We start from the raw sequence: 21,653 nt of genomic DNA, 5'->3' as shown, positions 1-21,653 counted from the left end.
TCCGGCGGCGCACGCTGCTGCGCTATAATCCCGCTCTTTTTGCCGGAGCCCTCCCCCATGACCCTGCCCAGCCTGCGTCTGAAAGCCAACGCCGAGCGCCGCCTGCGCGCCGGCCACCTGTGGGTCTACAGCAACGAGGTGGACGTCGCCGCCACCCCGCTGAACGGATTCGGCGCCGGCGAACAGGCCATCCTGGAAATGGCCAACGGCAAGCCGCTGGGCATCGTCGCGATGAGCCCGAACAACCTCATCTGCGCCCGCCTGATTTCTCGCGATACCAAGCACGTTCTCGACAAATCCCTGCTGGTTCACCGCCTGAACGTCGCCCTGAGCCTGCGCGACCGCCTGTTCGACAAGCCTTTCTACCGCCTGGTCTACGGCGACTCGGACCTGCTGCCGGGCCTGGTGGTGGACCGCTTCGGCGATGTACTGGTGGTCCAGCTCGCCTCGGCGACCATGGAAAAACACCGCGACGACGTGCTTGCCGCCCTGCTGCAGGTGCTCAAGCCCAGCGCCGTGCTGTGGAAGAACGATTCCAGCGCCCGTGACGCCGAAGGCCTGGAGCGCTATGTCGCCAACGCCTACGGCGAAGTCCCGGAATGGGTCGCCCTGGAAGAGAACGGCGTGAAGTTCGAAGCCCCAGTGCTGGCCGGCCAGAAGACCGGCTGGTTCTACGACCACCGCATGAACCGCGCCCGCCTGCAGCCCTATGTGCAGGGCAAGCGCGTGCTCGACCTGTTCAGCTACATCGGCGGCTGGGGCATCCAGGCCGCGGCCTTCGGCGCCAGCGAAGTGATGTGCGTCGATGCCTCCGGCTTCGCCCTCGACGGCGTCGAGCGCAACGCCACGCTGAACGGCCTCGCCGAGAAAGTCGCCTGCGTGGAAGGCGACGTATTCGACGCCCTGCGCGAGCTGAAGGCCGCCGACGAGCGCTTCGACGTGATCGTTGCCGACCCGCCCGCCTTCATCAAGCGCAAGAAGGACCTGAAGAACGGCGAGGCCGCCTACCGCCGCCTCAACGAACAGGCCATGCGCCTGCTGTCCAAGGACGGCGTGCTGGTCAGTGCCTCCTGCTCCATGCACCTGCCCGAGGACGACCTGCAGAACATCCTGCTGGGCAGCGCCCGCCACCTGGACCGCAACATCCAGTTGCTCGAGCGCGGCGGTCAGGGTCCGGACCACCCGGTGCACCTGGCGATCCCGGAAACCCGCTACATCAAGAGCCTGACCGTGCGCCTGCTGCCCAACGGCTAAGGCTTCACGTCACTCCAGAAAACGGGGCGTTTCCGCAGGGGAACGCCCCGTTTTTCATGCAGCAATGGATGGCGGATAACGCCGAGGACGTTATGCGCCCTACGGTGTGCAGCCGCGTAGGGCGCATAAAGCGGGACGCTTTATCCGCCATCCCCTCCTGCGATTACTTCATCGGCATCAACGAATCCGCCTCGCTGATCACTGCGTTGCCGGTCTTGCGCTCGAACAGGCACAGCTCGAGGCCCGGTTTGCCCTGCATGTGCTTCTGAGCATTCTTTTTCTGAGGGTATTGCCCGCCGATCATCAGCGCCGTGTAGCCCACGCTGTCATCGAACAGCACCGGCGAGCCCAGCACCTTCTTGTTCTGCAGATGACTCAGCGCCAGGCAGGCTTCGCGCTGCTGCTTGTCCTGCGCCTGCCAGGCTTCGTCGGACGAGGCCTGCACACTGCCGGCAAACAGCGCGGCGAGCAGGGCGATGCGGGTGACTTTCATGGGGTTGCTCCTTCAACGAACGGGACGGGAAAAGCGCCAGTGGCCATTCAGACCACGCCGGGGCGGCGAAAGTCTATGCCTTGTGCCGACCGCCAGCCTTTCCCTGGCGGCAAGGGCCGGCGTAGAATCCGGGGCATTCCTGCCATTTATCCCCCGGCGGGCCTGTGAGCCCCGGCCGAGCAGGCGGTGACCCCGCCAAGCCCCGCGCCGACCTCGCCCATGCAAGGCCATCTGCTGTTTGCATCCGGTGCGTACCGCGCTCACGATACGACTTAGAGTTTGCTCAAGGTCTCGCCGGCCAGCCCTACCCGCTGTACGCCGCCGCACAGAAGACCCGGATCGACTCCCACCGTGACCTGATGCGCAGGAACCTGTCATGCCCGATTACCGCTCGAAAACCTCCACCCACGGCCGCAACATGGCCGGCGCCCGTGCCCTCTGGCGCGCCACCGGGATGAAGGACGAAGACTTCAAGAAGCCGATCATCGCCATCGCCAACTCCTTCACCCAGTTCGTGCCCGGCCACGTGCACCTGAAGGACCTGGGCCAGCTGGTCGCCCGCGAGATCGAAAAACACGGCGGCGTGGCCAAGGAATTCAACACCATCGCCGTGGACGACGGCATCGCCATGGGCCATGACGGCATGCTCTATTCCCTGCCGTCGCGCGAGATCATCGCCGACTCCGTGGAATACATGGTCAACGCCCACTGCGCTGACGCCATCGTCTGCATCTCCAACTGCGACAAGATCACCCCCGGCATGCTGATGGCCGCCCTGCGCCTGAACATCCCGGTGGTGTTCGTCTCCGGCGGCCCGATGGAAGCTGGCAAGACCAAGCTGGCCAGCCACGGCCTGGACCTGGTCGACGCCATGGTCGTTGCCGCAGACGACTCCTGCTCCGACGAAAAGGTCGCCGAGTACGAGCGCAGCGCCTGCCCGACCTGTGGCTCCTGCTCCGGCATGTTCACCGCCAACTCGATGAACTGCCTGACCGAAGCCTTAGGGCTTTCCCTGCCGGGCAACGGTTCCACCCTGGCCACCCACTCCGACCGCGAGCAGCTGTTCCTGCGCGCTGGCCGCCTGGCCGTCGAACTGTGCCAGCGCTACTACGGCGAAGGCGACGAGTCCGTGCTGCCGCGCAATGTCGCCAGCTTCAAGGCGTTCGAGAACGCCATGACCCTGGACATCGCCATGGGCGGTTCGACCAACACCATCCTGCACCTGCTGGCCGCCGCCCAGGAGGCGGAGATCGCCTTCGACCTGCGCGACATCGATCGCCTGTCGCGCAAGGTGCCGCAGCTGTGCAAGGTCGCACCGAACATCCAGAAGTACCACATGGAAGACGTGCACCGCGCCGGTGGCATCTTCTCCATCCTCGGCGAGCTGGCCCGTGGCGGCCTGCTGCACACCGACGTGCCGACCGTGCACAGCCCGAGCATGGCCGACGCCATCGCCGAGTGGGACATCACCCAGACCCAGGACGAGAAGGTCCACACCTTCTTCAAGGCCGGCCCCGCCGGCATCCCGACCCAGGTCGCCTTCAGCCAGAGCACCCGCTGGGACACCCTCGACGCCGACCGCGCCGAAGGCTGCATCCGCAGTGTCGAGCACGCCTACTCCCAGGAAGGCGGTCTGGCCGTTCTGTACGGCAACATCGCCCTCGATGGTTGCGTGGTGAAGACCGCTGGCGTGGACGAATCCATCCATGTGTTCGAAGGCCGCGCGAAGATCTTCGAAAGCCAGGACGGCGCCGTGAAGGGCATCCTCGCCGACGAAGTGAAGCCGGGCGACATCGTGATCATCCGCTACGAAGGCCCGAAAGGCGGCCCGGGCATGCAGGAAATGCTGTACCCGACCAGCTACCTGAAGTCCAAGGGCCTGGGCAAGGACTGCGCCCTGCTCACCGACGGCCGCTTCTCCGGCGGCACCTCGGGCCTGTCCATCGGCCACGCCTCGCCGGAAGCCGCCGCGGGTGGCGCCATCGGTCTGGTACAGGACGGCGACAAGGTGCTGATCGACATCCCCAACCGCAGTATCAACCTGCTGGTCAGCGATGATGAACTGGCCGCCCGCCGCGCCGAGCAGGACAAGAAGGGCTGGAAGCCAGCTCAGCCCCGCGCGCGCAAGGTGAGCACCGCACTGAAAGCCTACGCCCTGCTGGCCACCAGCGCCGACAAGGGCGCGGTGCGCGACAAGGCGCTGCTGGACGGTTGAGTCTGGCGGTGACATGAAAAAGCCCGGCGAATGCCGGGCTTTTTTGTGCGCGTCGAAAGCTGGAGATCAGCCCTCCTTCGCGGCGGATTTGGCGCATCCTCCTGTCCCCGGTTTGATTCCGCGGTCGGCGTCGCAGAGCGTGCCCGTGACCTTCCAGACGATATTCGAGCCCGAGATGGAAGGTTCCATACTGAACTCCAGATTTTCCCCCGTGGAATTCGTCGCACTGACCTTACCTGTGACGACAGCCTTAGCCACTTTGAAATCCAGAATGTTGTCCGTCGAGACAGTTGCAGGAATTCCAAAGGTTCCGCTGTCACACTCGTCCTTCTTACCGGTCTCCGTCATGCAGAGGCCTACCGCCGTTTTGGCAGCAGAAAGCTCCACCAGTGCCGCCGCCGCCTTCGAGCGCGACGAGTAATCCGAGTACAGCGGCAAGGAAACCGAAGCCAGAATCCCGATGATCGCCACCACGATCATCAGCTCGATCAGGGTGAAGCCTTGTTGTTTACCCATCGTCGTATCCCTCTGGATAGAGCCGGACGCCCGAATGGCTCCGGATGCATTCCAGTGAAGCCACGCCAGCGGGCCGACACACTCAGACGCTTCCGCGCACCCTGTTGAAATTTCGGCAGTTTTTTCCACGCCGAAAGCCTTCGGAGTGCCACCGCACTATGACGCCGTAGGAACCCAGGCTTCCCCATTCATCCCAACTTGCCTCATGGCACTGTGCGATCCCGCCGTGGGCCAGTAAAATCGCGCTCTTTTTTCCCGGACCGCCGCCAATGAGCTCCCTCGAGAACCCGTCCGCCGCCAAGGACCAGCCCGATCTGGTCTACGGCCTGGAAGACCGCCCCGCCCTGCCCATCGCATGGCTTGCGGCACTGCAGCACCTGCTGGCGATCATCGTGCCCATCGTCACCCCCGGCCTGCTGATCTGCCAGGCGCTGGGCGTGTCGCCGCGCGACACCAACCTGATCGTGTCGATGTCGCTGGTGATCTCCGGCATCGCCACCTTCGTCCAGTGCAAGCGCTTCGGGCCATTCGGCGCGGGCCTGCTGATCGTCCAGGGCACCAGCTTCAACTTCGTCGGCCCGCTGATCGCCGGCGGCGCGCTGATGGTGAAGAACGGCACCCCGGTGGAAGCGGTGATGGCGGCGATCTTCGGCGTGGTCATGGCCGGCTCCTTCGTGGAGATGGGCGTGTCGCGCATCCTGCCCTTCGTGAAGCGCCTGATCACTCCGCTGGTCACCGGCATCGTGGTGCTGATGATCGGCCTGACCCTGATCAAGGTCGGACTGATCAGCATGGGCGGCGGCTTCTCCGCCATGTCCAACGGCACCTTCGCCAACGGCGAGAACCTGATGCTGTCGGGCCTGGTGCTGGCGATCATCGTCATCCTCAACCGCATCCCGGTGGTGTGGATGCGCAGCGGCGCCATCGTCATCGCCCTGGCCGTGGGCTACGCGCTGGCCGGCTACCTGGGCCGCCTGGACTTCACCGGCATGCACGAGGCGCCGGCCTTCCAGGTCCCGGTGCCGCTGCACTTCGGCCTGGGCTTCTCCTGGAGCCTGTTCATCCCGATGCTGGTGATCTACCTGGTGACCTCGCTGGAAGCCATCGGTGACGTCACCGCCACCAGCAAGATTTCCAAGCAGCCGGTCGAAGGCCCGCTGTGGATGCAGCGCATCAAGGGCGGCGTACTGGTGAACGGCGCCAACTCGCTGCTGGCCGGCCTGTTCAACACCTTCCCAAGCTCCGTGTTCGCGCAGAACAACGGCGTGATCCAGCTGACCGGCGTCGCCAGCCGCCACGTCGGCCTGTGGATCGCCGCGATGCTCATCGTGCTGGGCCTGTTCCCCAGCGTCGCCGGGGTGATCCAGGCCGTGCCCGAGCCGGTGCTCGGCGGCGCGGTGATGGTGATGTTCGGCGCGGTCGCCGCCTCCGGCATCAACATCCTCGCCGGCACCCACCTGGACCGCCGCGCGCTGCTGATCATCGCCGTCAGCCTGGCGCTGGGCCTGGGCATCTCCCAGGTGCCGGAGTTCCTCGCGCACATGCCCCACGCGATCCGCAACGTGCTGGAATCCGGCGTCGCCACCGGCGGCATCTGCGCTCTGCTGCTCAACTGGTTCCTGCCCGAGTCCGACGCCGCCAAGGCCTCGCACAACGGCTGAACCGCCACGACGCCACCTTCGGGTGGCGTCGTCGTTTATGCTCCCCGGATGACCACTTCCCTGCGCATCGGCGTCATCGCCGACACCCACGGCCTGCTGCGCCCCGAAGCGCTGGCGGCGCTGCAAGGCTGCGAGCGTATCCTGCACCTGGGCGACATCGGCCCCGCCTCATTGCTCGACCAGCTGCGCGCCCTGGCGCCGCTGGACGTGGTGCGCGGCAACAACGACACCGACGACTGGGCCGCCGCGCTGCCGGAAACACTGCTGCTGGAACTGGGCGGGCGGCGGCTCTACCTGATCCACGATCTCAAGCAGTTGGCCATCGGTCCGTCGGCCGAAGGCATCGATATCGTGCTGGCGGGCCATTCGCACAAACCGCTGAACGAGGTGCGCGATGGGGTGCTGTACCTGAATCCGGGCAGCGCTGGACCGCGGAGGTTCAAGTTGCCGATTGCCTTGGCGATTCTGGAGATCGCCGAAGGGCAGCCAAGGGTGGAGATGGTCACGCTCATCTAAGAGCATTCGCGAGGCCGAAAACGGCATTCCCCACATCCAAGTGAGTCACAAGCTCGCTCCCACAGGTAAATTCAGCGCTCATGCTTGCCCTCACCCCAGCCCTCTCCCGGAGGGAGAGGGCTGGGGTGAGGGGGCGTCAGCCATGCCGATTTCGCAAATTGACGATGGGCTTATGGTTCGAGCAACTGCGAAGCCAACTCCGCCACCGCCTCCTGCCGCTCGGTCTTCTCGCTGCGCAAGCGACCGTTGAGGCCGGACCACTCCGGATGCGCACGCGCCTTGCGCAACGCCTCGGGCAGCTTGCCCTCGCGCCACTGCTTGTCTTCGGGCGACTGCACCTGGATCGCCTCCACCGCCGCATGCCCGCGTGTCTGCAGGGCCGCCAGCAGTTGCCGCTGCCGCAGCGCCAGCAGACGCAGCACGCTGTCGTCCACCGACAGTTCGCGGCTGCCCTTGAGCTTGCCCAGCAGGCGCTGACCGTAATGGCCGACGGTCTGCCAGGCGCCGCCGGCGATGGCGCCCAGCGCGGTGGCCGCGCCGAGGGTCAGGCCGCCCACCAGCAGGTCGATCCCCGCCCCCGCCGCGGCACCGGCCGCAACGCCACCACCGAGGCGAATGCCCAGTTGGCGGAGGGTTTCCGGGTTGAACAGGTCATCGCCCCAGCGTCCGTCCAGCAACGGCAGGTCGGCGGCGCGGGCGTCGTCCTTGCGGAAGGCGTAGAGGCTGAGCAGCGCCTTCACGCAGGTATCTTCGCGCTTGCGCACCTGATTGCGCAGCGTCTCGGTGGCTGCTCGAACAGCACTGTCGCCAGCGGGCACCAGTTGGCGGCAAGCGGCGACATCCACCAGCAGCTCGGCGATCAGCCGCGCCCCGGCCTCGCGGCGGGCGACGGCCTGGGCCTCGTGATCTGCGACCAGTCGATCCAGCTGCGGGCGCGCACGCTCCAGCAGCAGCGCCAGGCTTTCGTACAGGCGACGCTCACCATCCAGCGGCGGCGCCACGCTATCGAAACGCACCAGCGCATGCAGGCCGAGGCGGGAAAGCGCCTCGCGCCACTGCTCCTCGCGGTGCTGTGGGCTGGCGACGAAGTTGAGTACCGGCAACAACGGCCGCGCGCAGGCGGCGAGCACTGCCAGTTCGTCGCGGTACTTGGCCAGCACCGGTTCGCGGGCGTCGATCACGTAGAGGCCGGCGTCGGAGGCGAGCAACTGGCGCAGCACCTTGGCTTCCTGCTCGAAACGCCCGCGGGCTTCGCTGCCGTCGAGGAAGCGCCGCAGCTTCTCCGGGCCGTCCAGGCGCTCGCCGGGGCGCTCCAGCCCATCGAGGAAGTCGCGCAGGGCGATGGCATCTTCCAGGCCCGGCGTGTCGTAAAGCTCCAGCAGCGGCTCGCCGTCCACCGACAGCCGCGCGCCTTCCACATGCCGCGTAGTGCTGGGGCGGTGGGAGACCTCGCCGAAGCCCACGTCACGGGTCAGGGTACGCAGCAGGGAGGTCTTGCCGACGTTGGTGTGGCCGACCACGGCCAGTTTCAGCGCATCAGTCATGCCCGGTCTCCAGCCAGCCCAGCGGCGATGCCGAGGTGTGCGGCAGTTGCAGGCGCTCGACGCCGGCGTGCCAGTCGCCCAGGCGCTCGGCGTCCAGCGCTTCGCCCGTCGGTGCCTGCAACAGCCAGACGCGGGTGGCGGCGGCGCAGCGCGAGAGTTCGGCGATCAGCGCCAGGGTGCCGCGATCCGGCGAGCGACGCGGGTCGCAGGCGATCACCAGGCGCGCCGGCGGGTAGCGGGTGAGTTGTTCCAGCAGGCGGCGACGCTGGGCACCGTCGTCGAGGTCGCCGGCATTGGCGATGCCTTCGGCCAGCTTCGGCGGCCAGTTGGGCCGGTCGAGCAGTTCGATGGACACCAGCACGGCGCCGTCGGCGGTGGTCGCCGGGGCCTGCGCCTGCGGCTCAATCAGTTCGTCCGGCGCGGCATCGCTGACGCCCAGGCGCTCGCTGGCCGGCATCAGGCGCTCGCGCAGCAGGGCGTAGCCGGGCAGCGAGACATCCAGCGCCAGCTGCGCGCGCCCACGCTTCCAGCGCCACAGGCAGAGCAGCCACAACGCACCGCGCAGCAGCACGCCGTACACCAGCAGGATGCCCACCAGCCAGCCGGCCCAGGCGTGGCGCGCGTTTTCGCTGGCCACCAGGGCATCGCCGCTGGCGCGCACCAGCTCCGAGTCCGGCTGCGGGAAGCCGAGCAGCGACGGCAGCGCGCCGAGGCCGTGGGTCAGGGCGATGAAGGTATCGCCGCCGAGGATGGTGGTCTCCCAGACGAAGCCGTAGCGCCGCGTCGCCAGCAACGCCAGCATCACGCCCAGCGCGCTGCCCAGTGCCACCAGCCAGAGGCCATGAACCAGCAGGCCGAGCGCCCAGCGCGTGAGCTTCTGCCGGTCCAGCAGCACCAGCAGCGCGGGCGCCAATTGCGCAGCATGGGCGTCGCGGGCGAACTTGCCACTCAACCACAACCACAGGCGGCCGAGCGCACCGGCGGCCTCACCGCCAGCGAAGAAGGCCAGGGTCCAGCCGATCAGGGTAATCAGGTGCAGGCCGAGCAGGCTGGCCAGGGCCCAGAACACGTTGACCGGGCGCAGGCCGTCGCCGAGGGCGGCGAAGGCCAGGCCGCCGCCGGTGAACAGCGCCAGCGCCAGCAGCAGGTACAGCGCCAGGCGCGAGCCTTGCACCCAGGTGCGCAGAGCGGCGCGCTGACCATCGCGTTCGGCGAGCAGCAGCGCGCGGTGTTGCAGGCGGCGGGCGAGGTCGCCGCCGCTGACGATGGCGCGGCGGTTGGCTTCGCTGTCTTCCAGCGGGCCGACCTGCTCCTCGCGCAGACGCACGGCCTCGCACAGCCACAGGGATTCGAGGGCGGAAGCGGGGGTTTCGCTCACGGGGTCTCCGACAATCGGTACTCGGCACCAAGGATAACCGCTGCTCGCCGCCGCGTCCCGGCACCGCCGGTAACACCCGGTGGCGTCAACCAAACCAAGGGGGGGCTCTCGCCGTGCCCGGCCAGCCTCACACTCGGAAAAAACAACAAGAATGAGGCCTCGCCATGCTGCGCTCGATGCTCAGTGCCTTGCCCCTGCTGCTGGCCGCCGCCACCGCGGTTGCCGTGGAAACACCGCCGGTGCGCCCCTCCGACTGGGGCCCGGACACCCCGCTGATGCAGGCGGTGCCGCCGCGCGTGCTGGACGCCAACGTCAGCGCCCGGCAGTCCGACAGCAACACCTCGCAACTGTGGATCAGCCACACCGACTTCCGCCTGCACGACGACATCGGCTTCTTCATCCGCAAGATGCTGATCCAGATGAGCCCGGTGGCGGGCGCCGGCACGCCGCTGATGCTCGACGACCCGAAGTCCATGATCGCGCGCATCCAGGCCGGGGACATCTTCGTCGCTGACGCGACCCTCGCCAGCCTGCTCAACGAGGAGCTGCGCAACGCCAGCGCGCCGGTGCGCAACCTCAAGCTCAGCACTCGCGCCGACGGCCAGGAAGTCCACGGCGAGCTGCTGCGCAAGGGCCGCTGGCGGCCGCTGCGGATGGTCACCGGGATCGAGCAGGCCGGGCCGCTGAAGGTGGCGCTGGTGCCGCAGCGAATCTTCGTCGACGGGGTGGACGTCACACCGTCGCTGACCGCTGCTTCCATCGAGATGTCCGAGGTGCTGCAACTGCACACCGCGCACATGCAGCTGATCGGCAACCGCATCCTGGTCGACCTCGACGGCCTGTTCCCGCCGCCGCGCCTGGACTTCACCGTCAGCCACCTGAAGCTCGCCGACGGCGGCATGGACCTGCTGCTGGGCAGCGACCTGGCCGAGCTCAAGTGGCCACAGCTCAAGGCGCCGCAGAGCTACATGTTCATCGAGGGCGGCGACATCAAGATGGCGCGGACCATCCTGGTGAAGGCCTACGCGCTGTTCACCAGCCTCAGCCCGGATGCGCCACTGCTGTTCAACCTCTACGACTACCGCCGCCAGCTGCAGTACGGCGAAATCCGTCTGCGCGAAGACGGCATGGTGCACATCGCCGTCTCGCCGGTTAAGGCGCCGGCCCCGGAGGAGAAAGCCCTATGAGAACCCTCCTTGCTTCCCTTCTTTGCCTCACGCTGGCCGGCCAGGCCGCGGCCGAGAGCGCCATCGACAAGCAACAGCGCGAACTGGGCGTGCTGCGCCAGGGCTGGTTCCAGCAGACGCCGCCGGCGGCGGACTTCAAGGCCAGCCGGCCGGGCGGCCTGCGCGATTCCGGCCAGGACGGCGTGGGCATCCTGCTCAACAACGTGGACATGTACTTCCAGGGCGACATCGGCTTCCACAGCCCGCTGCTCAAGGGCTGGCTGGTGCCGCTCAGGGCCGGTGAGCCGATCGACTTCGACCGCCCGCAGGACATGCGCATCAACGTCTCCGAGGGCGAGGTGATCCTCAGCCCCGAACAGCTCGGCAACCTGTTCAACCAGCACATCCTCGCCTACCCGGAAACCATGCTGCGCGACTTCAAGCTGAGCATCGAAGGCGACCGCCTGCTGGTCTCCGGCGAAGTGCAGCCGCTGGGCGTCGGCCCCTGGCTGCCGCTACGGCTCTCCGGCACGGTGAAGCTCGACGGCGACAACCTCGACTACCAGCCCGACAGCGTGAAGGTGCTCGGCGTGCCCAGCTACGGCGCCATGAGCCTGGTGGGCCTGCGCCTGGATTCGCTGGTGACCCTGGAGCGCCCCGGCGCGGTGCTGCAGGACAACGTGATGCACCTGAACTACCACCAGGTCTTCCCGCTGGTGGGCATCGACGGCCGCGTCGAGTCCACCTGGCTGGACGCCAAGGGCCTGCACCTGAAATTCGCGCCCAGAGACGGCGCCGCCTCGCTGGCCTTCGAGCCTCCGCGCCAGGCCGGGCAGTCCTACATCTGGCTGCAGTCGGGCGACCTGAAGATCTTCGAAATCCTCATCACCTACTCGCAGGTGCTGCTCAAGGCCGAGCGCCCGGACCAGACCCTGGCCTTCAACCTCAAGGACTATCGCAAGGTGCTGGCCACCGGCATCACCCAGGTCAACGAGGACGGCACCTTCTTCATGCGCGTTCCGCCACCCGCCGGCCCCGCCGACGGCGAGCGGCTGGTATCCTCTGGCAACGGGAGTTCCCGCTGATGTTCACCACTGGAGTCGAGATGACCCAAGCACTGCCCCTGGCGATGATCGCCGCCCTTGCCGAGAACCGCGTGATCGGCGTCGACAACCGCCTGCCCTGGCACCTGCCGCAGGACCTCAAGCACTTCAAGGCCATGACCCTGGGCAAGCCGGTGATCATGGGCCGCAAGACCTGGGATTCGCTCGGCCGCCCGCTGCCGGGCCGCCTGAACATCGTCGTCACCCGCCAGGCGGGCCTGACGCTCGAAGGCGCGGAAGTCTTCACAAGCCTCGACGCAGCCCTGGAGCGCGCCGAGCAATGGGCCAAGGAAGAGGAAGCCGACGAGCTGATGCTGATCGGCGGTGCGCAACTCTACGGTGAAGCCCTGGGCCGCGCCGAACGCCTCTACCTGACTCGCGTGGGCCTGAGCCCGGCGGGCGACGCGCACTTCCCCGAAGTGAACGAAAGCCAGTGGCACCTGGCGTCGAGCATCGAGCACGATGCGGAAGGCGAGACGCCGGCCTATGCGTTCGAGGTTTGGGAGCGGGCCTGATAGCCCTGCGTATCCGGAGCCCCTTACCCCAGCCCTCTCCCAGAGGGAGAGGGAGCCGTATGTGCCGAGATGAATCCTGCTCTCCCTGATCGACCGGCTGACGCCTGACTCCCAGAGCGCTCCGAACGGTCCCCTCTCCCTCTGGGAGAGGGTTAGGGTGAGGGAACACCCAGCTCCGAACTACCAAAAGAAAACGCCGCCCCGATCACCCAGCGCGGCGTTTTTCATAGGGCTCTCTTTTGCGAAATCTCCGCTCACACTCCCAAGCCTTGACCCTGTAGCAACTACAGGCTGCCCAATGACTCCACCCCACGACGGGAAACTGGAGGTACATCATGGGTTGGCTCGAACGTTTGATGATGGGCGGTCACCACGGCCGCGGCGGTCATGGCGGGCACGGCGGCGGTTACGGCGCACCGGGCTATCCGCCGGCACCCGCACCACCACCGACAGCCAATGCGGCTCCCACCCAGCCCTGCCCGCAGTGCAGCGCGCAGAACCCGCAGGACAGTCGCTTCTGCCACAACTGCGGCGGGTCGCTACAGGCCACGCCCTGCAAGGGCTGCGGCGCCGCTGTCGCGCCTCAGGCACGCTTCTGTGCGCAGTGCGGCCAGGAGCGCGGCAGTTGACGGGCCCGCGGCAAAACCTCGGGCCCTGGGCTCAGAAGGCGAAATGCTCCGCGTCCAGCGCCATCAGGCAGTCCGCGCCACCCAGCAGGGCCTCTCGGTGCATGCTGGCACGCGGCAGGATGCGCCTGACGTAGAACTCGGCGCTGGCGAGCTTGGCGCGGTAGAAATCCGCGTCACCCTCGCCGGCCGCCAGCTTCGCCTGAGCCACACCGGCAGCCTGTAGCCACAGGCCACCGAGCAGCACGTAGGAGCAGTACTGCAGGAAGTCCACCGAGGTGGCGCCGATTTCCTGCGGGTCGCGCTGGCAGCCGGCGATCACTTCGCTGGTGAGGCTGCGCCACTCCAGCAGGCGTTGCCGGACGGTTTCCGCGAGACCGGCCAGTTCAGTGCGCGCGCCGACGGCTTCGCAGATCGCCGCCAGTTCGCCGATCAGCGCGCTCAGTTCCGCACCACCGTCGCCCAGCAGCTTGCGGCGGATCAGGTCGAGCGCCTGGATGCCGTTGGTGCCTTCGTAGATCTGGGTGATGCGGCTGTCGCGCATCAACTGTTCCATGCCCCATTCGCGGATGTAGCCGTGGCCGCCGTAGACCTGCACGCCGAGGCTGGAAACCTCCTGGCCGACATCGGTGAAGAACGACTTGACGATGGGGATCAGCAGCGCCGCGCGCTTGCTCGCGGCCTTGCGGCCGTCCGCCTCGGGGTGGCCATGCTCCAGGTCCAGCTCGCGGGCGCAGAGCGCGGCGATCATCCGGCAGCCTTCGGTGAGGGTCTTCTGGGTCAGCAGCATGCGCCGCACGTCCGGGTGGACGATGATCGGGTCGGCAGCCTTGGACGGCTCGGCCGCACCGGTCAGCGCGCGCGATTGCAGGCGCTCGCGAGCATAGGCCAACGCGCCCTGGCAGGAGCGTTCGGCGATGCCCAGGCCCTGCAGGCCGACCTGGAAGCGCGCGTCATTCATCATGGTGAACATGCACGCCAGGCCCTGGTTGGCCTGGCCGATCAGCCAGCCGGTGGCGCCGTCGAAGTTCATCACGCAGGTGGAGGCGCCCTTGATGCCCATCTTGTGCTCGATGGCGCCGCAGCTCAGGGAGTTGCGCGCGCCCGGCGTGCCGTCGGCATTGGCGATGAACTTGGGTACGAGCACCAGGCTGATGCCCTTCACTCCGGCCGGCGCATCCGGCAGGCGCGCCAGCACCAGGTGGACGATGTTCTCGGAGAGGTCCTGCTCGCCGCCGCTGATGAAGATCTTGCTGCCACTGACGCGGTAGCTGCCGTCCGCCTGCGGTTCGGCGCGGGTGCGCAGCAGGGCCAGGTCGGTGCCGGCCTGGGGTTCGGTGAGGCACATGGTGCCGCTCCACACGCCGCTGACCATCTTCGCCAGGTAGTCGCGCTGCAGTTCCGGCGCGCCGTGCTTGTACAACGCCAGCACCGCGCCTTCGGTGAGACCGGAGTAGACGCGGAAGGACAGTGAGGCGGCCATCAGCATCTCGTGGAAGCTGGACGCGACCATCTGCGGGAAACCCTGGCCGCCGAACTCGGTCGGGCCGGTCATGCTGGCCCAGCCGTTGTCGCAATACTGCTGGTAGGCCTCGCGGAAGCCATCGGGCGTGGTGACTTCGCCGTTCAGCAGGGTCGCGCCCTGCTCGTCGCTGTTACGGTTCAGTGGGGCGACCACTTCGCCGGTGTAGCGCGCGCCTTCTTCCAGCACGCCGTCGATCAGCTCGCGGTCGAGGCCGTTGCCCAGTTGCTCGCAATGGGCGCTGACGTCGAACAGCTCGTGGAGGACGAAGCGCATGTCGCGCAGGGGTGCCTGGTAACTCATGTTCAGTGCTCCTGTTTCACGTCGGCGAAGCGGCCATTGGCGGCGGCCAGGCGCTCGATCAGCGCGGCCGGCTGCCAGTGCGCGCCGTGCTCGCCGGCCAGGTCACGCAGGCGCGCCAGCACGCTCTGCAGGCCCTGGGCATCGGCCCAGGCCATTGGGCCGGACTTGTCCTTGGGGAAGCCATAACCATTGAGGTAAACGGTGTCGATGTCGGCGCTGGTGGAGGCAATGCCTTCGTCGAGAATCTTCGCGCCTTCGTTGACCAGCGCCAGCAGGCAGCGCTCGAGGATTTCCTCGGCACCGATATCCCGGCGCTGGTAGCCCAGGCGCTCGGACTCGCGCAGCACCAGCGCGTCCACTTCCGGGTCGTGCTCGGCCTGGCGGCTGCCCGGCTCGTAGTGGTAGAAGCCGTTGCCGGACTTCTGGCCGAAGCGGCCCATCTCGCACAGGCGGTTGTCCACCTGCACGGTCGGCGCGTCCTGGCCCTTGCCGGCCAGCTCGCGGGCGCGCCATTCGAGGTCGATGCCGACCACGTCGAACATGCGGAACGGCCCCATGGCGAAACCGAAGCCCTGGATCGCCGCGTCCACCTGGTGCGGCAGCGAGCCTTCGAGGATCAGCCGGCGCGATTCCTGGACGTACTTCTCCAGCATGCGGTTGCCGATGAAGCCGTGGCAGTTGCCGGCGACCACGCTGACCTTGCCCATCCGCTCGCCCAGTTCCAGGGCCGCTTCGAGCACGGCGGGAGCGGTCTTCGCGCCGCGCACGATCTCCAACAGCTTCATGATGTGCGCCGGGCTGAAGAAGTGCAGGCCGAGCACCTGGGACGGCCGCGAGGTCACTGCGGCGATGGCGTCGACGTCCAGGTAGGAAGTGTTGGAAGCCAGGATGGCCGAGGGTTTCAGCGCCGCATCCAGCTCGCGGAAGATCGATTGCTTGAGTTCGAGGTTCTCGTACACCGCCTCGATCACCAGGTCCACCTCGCGGATCGCCGCGTAGTTCGCCGCCTGGGAGATGCGCGCGCGGCGACGGGCCGCTTCGGCCTCGTCGATGCGGCCCTGGCGCACGTTGTGGGCGTAGGTGTCGGCCACGGCGCCGAGGGCCTGGGTGAGCATCTGCGGATTGTTGTCCAGCCACAGGACCTGCACGCCGGCGTTCGCCAGGCACATGGCAATGCCCCGACCCATGGTGCCGGCGCCGATGACGGCGGCGCTAGCGATGCGGATGTTCTGGCTCATGTTGTTCCTCTTGTCAGCCTGAAACGCTCGTTTGAAGACCACTCACCTTAGGGAAGGCGGTACTATTTTTGAAATTTTGAGTTGTGATAAGTGGAATTCAGCCAGTGAATATGACCACCTTCGACCTCAACTTGCTGCGGGTACTGGATGCGCTGCTGCGCGAGCGAAACGTCTCGCGCGCGGCGGAGCGCCTGTCGCTGAGCCAGCCGGCGGTGAGCAACGCGCTGAACCGCCTGCGCGAACTGCTCGATGATCCGCTGCTGGTGCGCGTCGGTCGGGCGATGCAGCCGACGCCGCGGGCGCTGGAGCTGGAAGCGCCGATCCGTGACGCCCTGCAACGCATCGGCCAGAGCCTGGCCGGCGGCGACACCTTCGACCCGGCGCGCAGTCGCCAGCGCTTCACCCTGGCGCTGACCGACTATGTGGAAGCGCTGTGCATGCCGCACCTGCTCGAAAGTCTGGGCAGCACGGCGCCGGGCATGGGCCTGAGCATCCAGCACCTGACACCGACGCTGCCCACCGAGGCGCTGGACAAGGGCAACCTGGACCTGGTGCTGGGGCGCTTCGAGGAACTGCCAGCGCGCTTCCAGCGCCGCCCGTGGGCGAGCGAAACGCTGCGCCTGCTGGCCCGGCGCGGACACCCGCAGGTGGACGGCGGGATCGACCTGCCGACGTTTCTCGGCCAGCGGCACCTGTGGGTTTCCGGCGGGCAGACCAAGGGTATGGTCGACCAGTGGCTGGCCAGCCAGGGGCTGAAACGGCAGATCGCCTACACCACGCCCAACTACCTGCAGGCGGCGCATCTGGTGGCGACCACGGATTTGCTGACGGTGCTGCCGACACGACTGGCGGCGCATTTCGCCCGGCTGCTGCCGCTGCAGGTACTGGAGCTGCCATTCGACGTCGGGCAGTTCCACCTGGAGCTGGTCTATCTCGCCCAGCGCGAGCGGGATACGGCGTTGCAGTGGCTGATCGAACGGATAGTGGACTCCGCTCCGGAATAACAGGAGGCACGACGTAGGATGGCGTGGAGCGAAGCGATACCCATCGCCCTGGCGCAGACAGCATGGGTATCGCTTCGCTCCACCCATCCTACGAGGAGCAGGAAAGAAAAACGCGCCCGGAGGCGCGTTTCGTCGGGATCAGAAGCGATCGCGAACGATCGTCTCTTCCAGCGGCAGGCGGCCGATGCGCGGCCGGGCTTCCACCGCCTGCTTGCCTACGGCGATCATCAGGCCGATGGCATGGCTGGCCGGCAGGTTGATCAGCTTGGCCACGGCGTCGAAGTCGAAACCGACCATCGGCACACTGTCCAGGCCGCGGCCACGGGCGGCGAGCATCAGGGTCTGGGCTACCAGGCCGCTGCTGCGCATGGCTTCGTCGCGCTGGGTCTGCGGCTTGTCGCGGTAGTAGCCGTCGATGGCGCCGACCATGTAGTTCTTCACTTCGACCGGGGCGCCGTCCCAGACGCGCTCGGCGTTCTTCTCCCAGCTGTCGACCTGCGCGCAGACGATCACCAGCATCGAGGCGTCGGTCATCTGCACCTGGTCCCAGCCGGCTGCGCGGATCTGCGCGCGCAGCTGCGGGTCGCTGACTTCCACCAGGCGCACGTGCTGCAGGTTGAACGAGGTGGGGGCGAGCAGCGCCTGTTGCAGCAGGTCGTCCTTCTCCTCGCGGCTCATCACATAGGAAGTGTCGAAACCACGAATGGAACGGCGGCTGCGGATGGCGTCTTCGATCAGCATGGAAAATCCTCTGGCTGGCATGGGCGGGAATGGCGCGCATGGTAAGCCGAGAGGCCGCTCCGTTGCAGAGCGGCGTATCGATAATGTCCATCCGAAGCGTTGATAGATCGAACGACGCGGGCACTCGCCGGACCGAGCAAGTGCCCGCAGGGGATCAGCTCTCCAGCGCTTCCACCGGTGCCGCCGCGGCCTGACGCTGCCTGGGCGAGGTGAAGGCCAGGTAACCATCCTCGACCTTGCCGAAGCGCAGCAGGGCGAGGTCCAGCGCGTAGTTCTGATAGAGCTTCCACGGTGTGCGGTCGCCCTGCTTGGGCATGCGGTCCGCGGCGCGCTGGATGTAGCCGGAGTTGAGGTTGAGGAAGGGTTCTTCCTTCACTGACCCATCGGTCTGGCGCGGTGTGCACTGGCGCATGCCGACGGCATCGAGGTGGTTGATCAGGCGGCAGAAGTACTCGCTGGAAAGGTCGGCCTTGAGCGTCCAGCTGGCATTGGTGTAGCCGACAATGGCGGCGAGGTTGGGCAGGTCGCGCAGCATGATGCCGCGGTAGCCCATGCTCTGGGTGACGTCGAAGGGCTTGCCGTCGATGGCCAGCTCGGCGCCGCCGAACATCACCAGGTCCAGCCCGGTGGCGGTGACGATCACGTCCGCCTCCAGCACCTGCCCGGACTTGAGCAGGATGCCCTTCTCGCAGAAGCGCTCGATATGGTCAGTGACCACCGAAGCACGGCCGTGGCGCAGCGCCTTGAACAGGTCGCCATCGGGCACGCAGCACACGCGCTCGTCCCACGGTTTGTAGCGCGGGCTGAAGTGGCGCATATCGAAATCCTTGCCCAGCTGCAGGTTGGCCAGCTTCAGCATGAGCTTGCGCACCGCGCCGGGAAACGCCTTGGAGGCCATGAAGAAGATCATCTGCATGGTCACGTTGCGCGCCCGCGCCTGGCGGTAAACCCACTTCTCCGGCAGGAAGTTGCGCAGGAAGTTGGAGATCGGGTCCTTCGCCGGCAAGTTGATCACGTAGGACGGCGAGCGTTGCAGCATGGTGACGTGGGCAGCCTTGTCGGTCAGCGAGGGCACCAGCGTGACAGCGGTGGCGCCGCTGCCGATCACCACGATGCGCTTGCCGCTGTAGTCGAAGTTCTCCGGCCACAGCTGCGGGTGGATGACCTGCCCGGCGAAGCTCTCGCGGCCGGCGAATTCCGGGGTGTAGCCAGCGTCGTAGCGGTAGTAGCCGGTGCACATGAAGAGGAACTGCGCGCTCATGCGCACCGGCTCCGCCTCGTCGCCGCGCTGCACGACGAGGTTCCAGCGTGCGCTGGCGCTGTCCCAGTCGGCCTTGAGCACGCGGTGGCGGTAGCGGACCTTGTCCTCGACGCGGTACTCGCGGGCGGTCTCGCGGATGTAGCTGAGGATCGACGGACCGTCGGCGATGGCCTTGGGGTCGGTCCAGGGCTTGAAGTTGTAGCCCAGGGTGTACATGTCCGAGTCGGAGCGGATGCCCGGGTAGCGGAACAGGTCCCAGGTGCCGCCCATGGCCTCGCGGCCCTCGAGGATGGCGTAGGACTTGCCGGGGCACTGCTTCTGCAGGTGGCAGGCGGCGCCGATGCCGGACAGGCCGGCGCCGATGATCAGTACATCCAGGTGCTCGGTGGACATGCGCGGGGCTCCTTGCTGCAACGCCCTGAAGAGTCTAGGCGGGAATGCTCATCGCACACCCTACAAGGAGCCCGACCGGCATCACGCCGACCTTTAGTCGTGCGCGGCGCCGGCGTCTTCAGCCGGTCACAGTTGCGCCTGCACCCAGTCACGGACCTGGGCGTAGGGGTAGTCCTCCAGCGATGCGTAGCCCGGCAACGTGCGCGCGCGCATGCGGGTGAAGGCCGGCACGCTGATGCCACAGAGGAAGCGCGTCACGCAGTCGGCGCTGGGCGCAAGACCTCGTGCGCTGCGGTACTTTTCCAGAAACGCGGCGCAGCGATTGTGCAGCGACTGGCCGTCCAGCGGCGGCAGTGCGGGTGGCTCCGGCAGTCGAGCAACGCGGCCAGCGCAGACCGAGCAGTGCCCGCAGCGGTTCGGCGCCTGCTGGTCGCCGAAGTACTGGGCAAGGCGCCAGCTCAGGCACTCCGCGCTGCCCAGCAGTTCAAGCATGGCGCCAATGCGGGCGATCTCGCTTTCTTCGTGGCGCTTGAAGTAGCGATGCAGCTCCTCACTCAAGTTATCCACAGCGAAGGACGCATCACGCACCGAGTAGACCTCGGTCATCTGCTTGCTCTCCAGCTCCACCCAGCCCCGCTCCTGGAAATAATCCAGCGCCTTCACCACCCGCGCGCGCTCGGCGCCATGGCGGCTGTAGAGAGTGTCGAAATCCAGGGTCGCCCAGGTCCGGGCGCGGGCCGAGGTGGTGAGGATGGCATCGACGAACTGCCGACGCTCGCCTTCGAAATGACTCAGCAGCTCGGCGGAATCGATGTTCAGTTTGTAGCGATACTCGGCGAAATAGGCGAAACGCGGGGCGATGATGCCGCGCAGTTCCAACTGCACCAGCAGCGTCTTCAACGGCAGCTGGCGGATGTTGGACTGGTCCGACAGCGGCACCAGCATGGTTTCCCACTGGCCGCCCCCCTGATTTCCAGCCGCCTGGCGAATCTCTTCCAGCACATGGCGAATGCCCTCGCGCTCGGGCGTGTCGCCGTAGACGAAGTTCTCCAGCACGTTGAGGCTGTCGCGGTTGGCCAGCACCAGGCACTCCGAACGCTGGCCGTCACGCCCGGCGCGGCCGATCTCCTGGCTGTAGTTCTCCAGCGACTTGGGCAGGTCGTAGTGCACCACCTGGCGGATGTTGCTCTTGTCGATGCCCATGCCGAAGGCGATGGTGGCGACGATGCAGTTCAGCCGCCCTTCCATGAAGCGACGCTGGATGCCCTCGCGCTCCGGGTGCTCCATCCCCGCGTGGTAGGCACAGGCGGGAATGCCGCGCTCGGCCAGGTGCGCGGCAACTTCCTCGGCGGTCTTCTGCTGGGTGACATAGACGATGGCCGGCTGCCCGGCGCGCTCGCCCAGCCACTGCACCAGCCGCGCGCGACGGGCGGCGCTGGCCACCGGCTCCACCTGCAGATCGAGGTTGGCGCGGTAGAAGCCGGTGGTGACCACGTCGGCCTCGGCGATGGCGAACTTGGTGCGCATGTCGGCAATCACGGCCGGTGTCGCGGTGGCGGTGAGCAGCAGCACCTGGGGAATGCGGAACTGCTTCTGGTAGTCCGGCAGCTTCAGGTAGTCGGGGCGGAAGTTGTGGCCCCATTCGGAGATGCAGTGCGCTTCGTCCACCACCAGCAGGGAAATCGGCACCTCGCTGATGAAGTTGCGGAAGCGCTCGTTCTTCAGGCGCTCCACCGAGATCATCAGCACCTTCAGCTCGCCGCTGCGCGCCCGCGCCATGGTCTGCGCGGTCTGCTCGCGGCTCTGCGCCGAATCGATGCTGGCGGCAGCGATGCCGTGGCGGGCGAGGAAGGCGAGCTGGTCCTGCATCAGCGCCAGCAGCGGCGAGACCACCAGGGTCAGGTGCGGCAGCAGCAGCGCCGGCAACTGGTAGCACAGCGACTTGCCCGAGCCGGTGGGGAAGATCGCCGCCGCCGAGCGCCCGGCCAGCACTGCGCTGACTGCCGCCTCCTGGCCGGGACGGAACTGGCGGAAGCCGAAGACACGTTCGAGGGTGTCGTGCATGGGGTAACTCCTTTCATGGGCGTCCACCCAGCCTAGGAAGCGCCTTTGTAGGAGCGCGCTTGCCAGCGAACGGGATTAGGAGCATTCGCCAACGGTAGAGATTCTGCCACCTTGTAGGAGCGCGCCATGCGGGCGATCGC

General features: G+C 67.1%; 18 protein-coding genes. 9 read left to right on the top strand and 9 right to left on the bottom strand.

Going from position 1 to position 21,653, the window contains the following annotated elements:
- Positions 1 to 57 precede the first annotated feature (57 nt).
- On the top strand, positions 58 to 1,254 hold the full coding sequence (locus IB273_RS23330; protein WP_081515305.1) for a class I SAM-dependent rRNA methyltransferase: 1,197 nt from the start codon (positions 58 to 60) through the stop codon (positions 1,252 to 1,254).
- A 163-nt stretch (positions 1,255 to 1,417) separates the two neighbouring features.
- On the opposite strand, the gene IB273_RS23325 is transcribed toward IB273_RS23330, so the two are convergent.
- Complete coding sequence (locus IB273_RS23325) at positions 1,418 to 1,747, bottom strand: hypothetical protein (RefSeq protein ID WP_192225135.1); 330 nt, start codon at positions 1,745 to 1,747, stop codon at positions 1,418 to 1,420.
- 376 nt (positions 1,748 to 2,123) lie between these two features.
- Between IB273_RS23325 and ilvD the strand changes: the two genes are divergently transcribed.
- Complete coding sequence (gene ilvD, locus IB273_RS23320) at positions 2,124 to 3,962, top strand: dihydroxy-acid dehydratase (protein WP_192225134.1); 1,839 nt, start codon at positions 2,124 to 2,126, stop codon at positions 3,960 to 3,962.
- A gap of 66 nt (positions 3,963 to 4,028) precedes the next feature.
- Here the strand turns inward: ilvD and IB273_RS31660 are convergent, their stop codons facing one another.
- The gene (locus tag IB273_RS31660) at positions 4,029 to 4,478 is read right to left on the bottom strand and encodes a pilin (protein ID WP_192225133.1); all 450 of its coding nucleotides are present in this window, start codon (positions 4,476 to 4,478) and stop codon (positions 4,029 to 4,031) included.
- Positions 4,479 to 4,747: 269 nt separating this feature from the next.
- On the opposite strand from IB273_RS31660, the gene IB273_RS23310 reads away from it, so the two are divergent.
- The gene (locus IB273_RS23310) at positions 4,748 to 6,139 is read left to right on the top strand and encodes a uracil-xanthine permease family protein (RefSeq protein WP_065086527.1); all 1,392 of its coding nucleotides are present in this window, start codon (positions 4,748 to 4,750) and stop codon (positions 6,137 to 6,139) included.
- A 48-nt stretch (positions 6,140 to 6,187) separates the two neighbouring features.
- A complete protein-coding gene (locus IB273_RS23305; RefSeq protein WP_192225132.1) occupies positions 6,188 to 6,655 on the top strand; it encodes a metallophosphoesterase family protein in 468 nt (155 codons plus the stop codon).
- A gap of 170 nt (positions 6,656 to 6,825) precedes the next feature.
- Here the strand turns inward: IB273_RS23305 and IB273_RS23300 are convergent, their stop codons facing one another.
- Both IB273_RS23300 and IB273_RS23295 read right to left on the bottom strand, forming a co-directional pair.
- On the bottom strand, positions 6,826 to 8,199 hold the full coding sequence (locus tag IB273_RS23300) for a GTPase/DUF3482 domain-containing protein (protein ID WP_192225131.1): 1,374 nt from the start codon (positions 8,197 to 8,199) through the stop codon (positions 6,826 to 6,828).
- Complete coding sequence (locus tag IB273_RS23295; RefSeq protein WP_192225130.1) at positions 8,192 to 9,577, bottom strand: DUF2868 domain-containing protein; 1,386 nt, start codon at positions 9,575 to 9,577, stop codon at positions 8,192 to 8,194. The genes IB273_RS23300 and IB273_RS23295 overlap by 8 nt, the downstream gene beginning before the upstream one ends.
- A gap of 164 nt (positions 9,578 to 9,741) precedes the next feature.
- On the opposite strand from IB273_RS23295, the gene IB273_RS23290 reads away from it, so the two are divergent.
- From IB273_RS23290 to IB273_RS23275, 4 genes are all read left to right on the top strand, one after another.
- Positions 9,742 to 10,764: a hypothetical protein gene (locus tag IB273_RS23290; protein WP_192225129.1), complete on the top strand. Its 1,023-nt coding sequence runs from the start codon at positions 9,742 to 9,744 to the stop codon at positions 10,762 to 10,764.
- Positions 10,761 to 11,828 (top strand): hypothetical protein, encoded by a 1,068-nt coding sequence (locus tag IB273_RS23285; protein WP_192225128.1) that lies wholly within the window; start codon positions 10,761 to 10,763, stop codon positions 11,826 to 11,828. Before IB273_RS23290 ends, IB273_RS23285 begins: the two co-directional genes overlap by 4 nt.
- Before the next feature lie 20 nt (positions 11,829 to 11,848).
- Positions 11,849 to 12,361, top strand: a complete 513-nt coding sequence (locus tag IB273_RS23280; protein ID WP_065086563.1) for a dihydrofolate reductase — start codon at positions 11,849 to 11,851, stop codon at positions 12,359 to 12,361.
- A 335-nt stretch (positions 12,362 to 12,696) separates the two neighbouring features.
- Complete coding sequence (locus tag IB273_RS23275) at positions 12,697 to 12,990, top strand: double zinc ribbon domain-containing protein (RefSeq protein ID WP_081515300.1); 294 nt, start codon at positions 12,697 to 12,699, stop codon at positions 12,988 to 12,990.
- Between the two features lie 31 nt (positions 12,991 to 13,021).
- Here the strand turns inward: IB273_RS23275 and IB273_RS23270 are convergent, their stop codons facing one another.
- Together IB273_RS23270 and IB273_RS23265 are read right to left on the bottom strand one after the other, a co-directional pair.
- On the bottom strand, positions 13,022 to 14,812 hold the full coding sequence (locus IB273_RS23270; protein ID WP_192225127.1) for an acyl-CoA dehydrogenase C-terminal domain-containing protein: 1,791 nt from the start codon (positions 14,810 to 14,812) through the stop codon (positions 13,022 to 13,024).
- Positions 14,813 to 14,814: 2 nt separating this feature from the next.
- Positions 14,815 to 16,050 carry a 3-hydroxyacyl-CoA dehydrogenase gene (locus IB273_RS23265; protein WP_192225126.1) on the bottom strand — a complete coding sequence of 412 codons (1,236 nt, stop codon included), beginning with the start codon at positions 16,048 to 16,050 and terminating at the stop codon, positions 14,815 to 14,817.
- A 104-nt stretch (positions 16,051 to 16,154) separates the two neighbouring features.
- Between IB273_RS23265 and IB273_RS23260 the strand changes: the two genes are divergently transcribed.
- Positions 16,155 to 17,054, top strand: a complete 900-nt coding sequence (locus IB273_RS23260; protein WP_192210559.1) for a LysR family transcriptional regulator — start codon at positions 16,155 to 16,157, stop codon at positions 17,052 to 17,054.
- Between the two features lie 138 nt (positions 17,055 to 17,192).
- Here IB273_RS23260 and IB273_RS23255 read toward each other — a convergent pair whose 3' ends face one another.
- From IB273_RS23255 to IB273_RS23245, 3 genes are all read right to left on the bottom strand, one after another.
- On the bottom strand, positions 17,193 to 17,795 hold the full coding sequence (locus tag IB273_RS23255; RefSeq protein ID WP_192225125.1) for a nitroreductase family protein: 603 nt from the start codon (positions 17,793 to 17,795) through the stop codon (positions 17,193 to 17,195).
- A 154-nt stretch (positions 17,796 to 17,949) separates the two neighbouring features.
- The gene (locus IB273_RS23250; RefSeq protein WP_192225124.1) at positions 17,950 to 19,449 is read right to left on the bottom strand and encodes a flavin-containing monooxygenase; all 1,500 of its coding nucleotides are present in this window, start codon (positions 19,447 to 19,449) and stop codon (positions 17,950 to 17,952) included.
- A gap of 126 nt (positions 19,450 to 19,575) precedes the next feature.
- Positions 19,576 to 21,513, bottom strand: a complete 1,938-nt coding sequence (locus IB273_RS23245) for an ATP-dependent DNA helicase RecQ (RefSeq protein WP_192225123.1) — start codon at positions 21,511 to 21,513, stop codon at positions 19,576 to 19,578.
- Positions 21,514 to 21,653: the final 140 nt, after the last annotated feature.

Origin of the sequence: Pseudomonas sp. PDM19, assembly GCF_014852215.1 — a bacterium.
Lineage (GTDB): Bacteria > Pseudomonadota > Gammaproteobacteria > Pseudomonadales > Pseudomonadaceae > Pseudomonas.
This window is presented reverse-complemented; position numbering and strand designations above follow the sequence as displayed.